Source organism: Blautia sp. MSJ-19 (assembly GCF_018918125.1).
In the GTDB taxonomy this organism is placed as follows: domain Bacteria; phylum Bacillota; class Clostridia; order Lachnospirales; family Lachnospiraceae; genus Blautia_A.
On the sequence record NZ_JAHLQA010000038.1, the window covers coordinates 1 to 5354 of the forward strand.

Consider the following 5354-nt stretch of genomic DNA (forward strand, 5'->3'; position numbering starts at 1 on the left):
TTGTATTGTCTGAAAATAGGCGAACAATCTCCAAAACAAAAAAAGTAGGCAGAGATAGGAATTCCAATATCTCTGCCTAAAAAGGAACACCACGCCAATGCCTTAACTAAATGACATTGGCTGATCAGCTCCCTCCACATCAGAAAGATCTGCCAGATATCCCTGTTTTCCCATATTCATAATAACATCTGAATTCGCAAGAATAATATCGTCCCCTGCATTTTCCTGAATTCGTTCCACACAGGCTTCATCATAAGTTATCTCTGCCCCATCCGCTGCAAAATTCTGAAAAGTAAAATTCAGATCCGGAATCAGTGTTTTTGCATAGGTGAAACACTGGCCACTGGCAGATTCCTGCCATTCAATATCATCTGGAATAATTGTAGAAGAGGAAAAAAACTGAATATCTGTGGTGTCCGATGTGCTCTCAACCTCACCGGTCCTTGCTTCTTCCTCCGGCTTACTTCCACATCCGGACGCTGAGAGCAGCATCACTGCTGACAACGAAACCGGAATTCCATAGTGCAATACTTTTTTCAAATTCATCTGTGCTCATCCTTCTTTCTTCTTTTTTAGTACTTTACTGATCGTCTTTTTCAGTACCACCATATCAACCGGTTTGGCAATATGACCGTCCATCCCTGCCTGCAGTGCTTCCAGTACATCTTCTGCAAAAGCATTTGCTGTCATGGCAACAATCGGAATTGTTTTTGCTTCAGGGTGAGAGCCTGCACGGATCGCCTTTGTTGCTTCATAACCGTTCATATCCGGCATCTGAATATCCATCAGAAGTAAATCATAAGTTCCTGGTTCAGAGTTTTCAAATTCTTCGACTGTTTTCCGGCCATCTCCGCAGATTTTGCAGACTGCCCCTTCCATATCCAGAAGCTCTGTCAGGATTTCCGCATTCAGTTCATTATCCTCTGCTGCCAGAATATGTAATCCATCCAGCGAAAACTCTTCCTCTTCTGTTTCGGCTGCCGAATCAGTCAGTGCAGACACCGGCTCATCCGCAACCGGAAATTCCAGTTCTACCGTAAATGTGCTGCCTTTATGAAGTGTACTGTTTACAGTAATGGTTCCTCCCATCAGGTCGATCATATTTTTTGTGATGGCAAGTCCCAGAGCGGTTCCCTGAATCTTTCCGGTCATGCTGTTATTCAGACGGACAAAAGGCTCAAAAATTGTTTTTGCATAATCCTCATCCATGCCATAACCGGTATCCTGAACCACAATACGCAGCTTCTGAATGTTTGCTTTTGTCTGAGGTATTCCTTCAACAGTGAACCTGATCCTTCCACCCTGCGGCGTATATTTCACTGCATTGCTGAGCAGGTTCAACACAATCTGACGGATGCGCATCGCATCTCCCATCAGGTACTCATGCGTCATGTTTTCGATGCTGACATCAAATCTCTGCTTCTTTATCTCTGCCTGCATTCGAATAATAGATTCTACTTCATTCACCAGTTCTCTGATATGAAACATGGATATATTCAATGTAGTCTTACCGCTCTCGATCTTGCTCATATCCAGTACATCATTGATCAGACTGAGCAGATAATCCCCGGAACTGGAAATTTTTTCTGTATATTCCCGTACTTTTTGAGGATCATCTGCTTCTTTGCGGAGAAGTGTTGTATATCCAATAATCGCATTCATAGGGGTACGGATGTCGTGAGACATATTGGACAGAAAATTGCTCTTGGATTTATTGGCTGCTTTTGCAATATGCAGGGCATCATCCAGTTCTTCATTATGGCGTTTCTGAATGATCTCATTTTTCTTATTCGCATAAATGATATTTCCAAAGAAAAACAGAAGCATACATAAGATCAGAAGACTGACACTGGCAAGCAGCGTGACCAGCAGATTAATTGTGTGAAGCACGCTGATACGTTCGCTCTGCAGTGAATCTACCTTGGAAACACCGGAAAGATAGTACTCACCATCATCGATCGGCCAGAGGAATACAACAAAATCTTTTCCTGTCATTTTTCCATCTTCCATACGTTTAAGAGTGAGCAGTCGCATATAATACTGGCGGTTCTTTATGGCCTCCTGAACCTCTGATACGATCTGAGCCGCAAGTTCCGGATTATCTGTCTGATATTTCAGCACATTATAACTGATATGTGTTCCTGAACCATTGCGGGCCGGAATGTGGATGTATTTCATCGTATCTGCTTCCATCAGTGATATATCATGAATGTCTGTCACATTTGACGGAAGAAGGGAATAAAACCGGCTCATTGAGAATTCGCCATACAGATAGCCGACTGTTTCGCCGTTTTTCAAAACAGGTTCCCGCATCAGATAAACATAATCTCCTGTTTCAGACATGTATGCATCCGAACGTACCTGACCATTTTTGTGCTCTGTAAAAACATAATCCGATAGAACCAGAGTCTTGTTGTTTTTTCCATATGCAGTATCAGATTCCAGGTCACTGTAATAAAGATTACGCACTTTAGATGTGTCAGTTTCCACTTCCTCTACCCATGTCTGTATATCATCTTCCGCAAAAGCCACGGTCGACGCCAGTGACTGCATATAAGTCTGATCAGACGCGAATGTAGAACTGACTGTGCTGGAAATCGTCTGCATCATTGTTTCCATGTTCTGATAAGCCGCATCATCCATAATTTTACGTATTTTGTCTGTCTGCTGTGAGGTAACAACTGTCATTATAATGAGCAGTATCACGATACTCCCAAGAATAAGGGCAACAGAACGCTGCCTCACTCTCCTGTCACCTGGCGCAGAAGAAACTTTTTTTGCCATACCATCATATACTCCTTAAGTTTGACCCGGCTATATCCGCAAAAAAGCAGGGCAATATCATAGACATCAGACTATAACACACCCTGCACTTATTTTTGCAACTGGCTGCCATTTTACAGGCCCTATAGCTTTGCGTCTCAGTCTTTCGACTGATTTGCCTATAATAATTTCTTTTTTATTATATCTTTTTCCCTCCTCTGTGTCCATGAAATTTTATTAATTTCGCAGATATGGCAAAATAAAAAAGCCTTCCTTCAGATTTTTCTGATGATCTACAGCCCAAATCTCCGCTGCACGATCTCAGCCAGTACTTCTGCGGTTCCTCTGACTCCAAGCATACTGGAATCGATCATGATCTGTTTACTGTCCGGATCTTCCGGTGCATATTTGGCATAGCGCTTATGATATGCAGTACGGGCCTTATCGACTTTGTAGATCATTTTGGTTGCTTCTTCCGGCTTCATCCTGAGCACTTCCACGCAGTTTTTGTAACGTGCCTCCACCGGCGCATAGATATATATATTTAAAACATTTCTGTGATCACGGAAAATATAATCTGCACATCTTCCTACAATAATACAGGACTGCTTTTCTGCCATCTCACGGATAACCTGCTTCTGCAAAATGATAAGAACAGAAATCAGCACAACATAAAAAACGGCTCCTGTTGTGTAGGCCTGAATGGTCTTAAAGCTGATCGCAGCATAGTTCTGGATCTGTTTGGTGATCTCATTTACAACAATAACAGACAGAAGTGCTGTGTCCTTTACAGAAATAATAAACTGATTAAAAAGTGCCGGCAGCATGGAACGAAAGGCTGGCGGAATGATCAGATGGACCATCGTCTGTGTCGGAGTAAGGCCCAGTGAAAGACCTGCTTCTCTCTGCCCCGGATCAATACTGTCCAGAGAACCCCTGACAATCTCAGCGATAAATGCACCTGAATTGATCGTAATAACAATAATTCCCGCTGTATTACTGCTCAGGTCAATGCCCGTCATCTTCGGAATTACAAAATATACATACAGTGCCTGTACGATCAGAGGTGTCGCACGGATGATCCATATGTACACACCTGCGACCGCCCTGGCAATACGGCTTCTGGTCTGCAGGGCGAACCCTGCAGCAGAACCCAGAAGAAATCCGAGTAAGATTCCTACTACCGCAATATAGATCGTCACTTTTAACCCACGAAACAACATGGGAAGCAAAACGCTTAAAAAACTTAAATCCATAGGGCAGTCCCCCTTACTCAAGCCACTCTGTTACCAGTTTGTCGATTGTGCCATCATCTGTCAGATCTTTGATCGCCTGATTGAATGTATCTACAATTCCATCATTTGCCCCTGAACAATCTCTGGAAATCGCAATTGCATATGGTGCCTGACCCTGATTGAACTCATCACCTACAACTTCCAGTTTTGTTCCGTCTGTTGTCTTAATATAATAGTAAGCATTCGGTCCATCCTGGATAACCGCATCTACTTTTCCCTGTTCCAGAGATTCATAAGCAGTTGTGATCGTATCATGTACCTCCAGGCGGTCATCAGAAACGCCATTGTTTGTACAATAGAGGTGAGAAGCGGTTCCTTTCTCTACTGCGATCTTGTAATCTCCTTTTACCAGAGTGTCAATATCTGTGATCTCAGCAGGAGATGTTTCCTTATTGATCATAACAACCTGACCGGAATCACGATAGGTTTCTGTAAAGTCCATAACTTCTTTTCTTTCATCCGTTGCACAGAGAGCTGCCATACCAAAATCAAGTTTTCCTTCTGCAAGCGATGTTGTCAGTGCTGAGTAATCCATTACCTGAATCTCTCCGTCCAGCTCAAATCCCAGATAATCTTTTAATGCATTCATCAGATCCAGGTCAAAACCGATCAGTGTAGTTCCATCTGTATCATAATAAGTAAACGGGGCAAAAAGTGCGGTAGTACCAAAGGAAAGTTTTACTCCTTCCAGTGCACCTTTTACAGAATCAGAGGAGTCATCTGCTGCAAATACAGTTGCATTCATTCCAAGTGCCATAGCTGCTGATAAACCAATTGCCATAAATTTCTTCACTGTTTTTCTGTTCATAATAATGTCCTCCTTATTATCCGTGAAAAGAACAACTTTCTGTTTTTGAGTAACAAAAAAGACGCTCACTTGATTCAGTGAACGCCGTTGTTCTTGTCCGTCGGTTTATGGTGTGTATCTTATCAGTGCCCCCGGAGATTGTCAACACTTATGACCCCAAGGATTTTTTATGGTTTTTTGAATGTAAATAACAAATTGTAATGTCACAGATACCCTCAGATTCTTTTATGAATGTCATGCGAAATCGTAATGTGCAATTTGCCGTTTGCATATTGCCAAGGTCATAAGCATCCGTTATAATTGGCTCAACCAAAGGAGGTAACTCTTATGAACCACATAGGAGCTGCCTCCTTTCTTTATTTACAGCAGAAAGCAATTTGGTAAATAGTCAAGAGTTATTTGAAAAAGATTTTGATACAAAAGGGTAACTTTAATAAACCTACGGCTTATTTTCTAAAAAAGACGTAAGTTAGGAACTCGATATGGAT

The 5354-nt window shown here is 42.1% G+C and carries 4 protein-coding genes and 1 riboswitch; all 4 genes read right to left on the minus strand.

The features are described from left to right. Positions 1-102: 102 nt before the first annotated feature. The 4 genes from KQI91_RS13075 to KQI91_RS13090 all read right to left on the minus strand — a co-directional run bounded on the left by KQI91_RS13075 (position 103) and on the right by KQI91_RS13090 (position 4866). Positions 103-546 (minus strand): hypothetical protein, encoded by a 444-nt coding sequence (locus tag KQI91_RS13075; RefSeq protein ID WP_216393222.1) that lies wholly within the window; start codon positions 544-546, stop codon positions 103-105. 6 nt (positions 547-552) lie between these two features. Then, complete coding sequence (locus KQI91_RS13080; RefSeq protein ID WP_216393223.1) at positions 553-2784, minus strand: ATP-binding protein; 2232 nt, start codon at positions 2782-2784, stop codon at positions 553-555. 93 nt (positions 2785-2877) lie between these two features. Further along, positions 2878-2953, minus strand: a riboswitch (cyclic di-GMP riboswitch). A 103-nt stretch (positions 2954-3056) separates the two neighbouring features. Further along, complete coding sequence (locus KQI91_RS13085; RefSeq protein ID WP_216393224.1) at positions 3057-4019, minus strand: ABC transporter permease subunit; 963 nt, start codon at positions 4017-4019, stop codon at positions 3057-3059. Positions 4020-4032: 13 nt separating this feature from the next. Further along, positions 4033-4866, minus strand: coding sequence for a substrate-binding periplasmic protein (locus KQI91_RS13090; protein ID WP_216393225.1), 834 nt, complete (start codon positions 4864-4866; stop codon positions 4033-4035). Positions 4867-5354: the final 488 nt, after the last annotated feature.